This is a genomic window from Ruoffia tabacinasalis (assembly GCF_042652985.1).
GTDB classification, from domain to species: Bacteria; Bacillota; Bacilli; order Lactobacillales; family Aerococcaceae; genus Ruoffia; species Ruoffia tabacinasalis.
Window position 1 is genome coordinate 1 of record NZ_JBHSHQ010000091.1, and the last position, 773, is coordinate 773.

1 protein-coding gene is annotated in these 773 nt (G+C 36.5%); it reads right to left on the bottom strand.

Annotated features, from left to right (window positions below; all coding sequences use genetic code 11):
* Positions 1–706: IS21-like element helper ATPase IstB (istB, locus tag ACFO5Y_RS11750; RefSeq protein WP_380706750.1), on the bottom strand; the 706-nt coding region annotated here is incomplete at its 3' end.
* Between the last annotated feature and the right edge of the window lie 67 nt (positions 707–773).

Here is a 773-nt window from a genome sequence, read left to right on the forward strand (position 1 = left end):
CATTTTTCAATCGATAACTTTCACCTGTAAAGGTTAATATATGTGCATGATGAATAAGACGATCCACTAGCGCCGAGGTTAGGCGCGGATCAATAAATACCTTGTTCCAACTGCTAAACTCTAAATTGGAAGTAATGATGATACTTTTAGTTTCATACCAATCACTAATTAATTGAAAAAGTAATTCTGAACCATTTTTATTAAATGGAACATAGCCCATTTCGTCTAAGATAATCAGTTGAACTCGGTTAAACTTCTTTTTGAAACGTTCTAATTGATTTTCTTTCCATGCTTTCTCTAATTCGATGACAAGATCACTCACACGCCAAAATCGCGTTTCAATTCCTTCTTGACAAGCTTTATACCCCAATGCAGTTGCTAAGTGTGTCTTTCCGGTACCTGGGGCACCAATACACACTACATTCTGGCGAGATTGAATAAAATCTAAAGAGGTTAGCTGCTCTTTCGTATCTTCATCTTGTACAAGTATTTGGTTGTGCCATTCAAACATTTCAAGGGTTTTGTGACTTGAAAATTTCGCTTGTTTAATTAAACGCTGGATTCGTCGTTCTTCTTTAGCCTCAACCTCACGAATTAATAACTCAAGTAACCATTCTTCTTTATTTGAAACTTCAACTGAATCAATTAAACTAGGTATACGACTTAGTCGTAATTCTCTACAAACGGATTCTAAAGTATGGTTCATACACTCACCTCATTGGTACGAGGTTTCACCAAGGCATCATAGCCTTGCCAGTTCACATCACTGATAC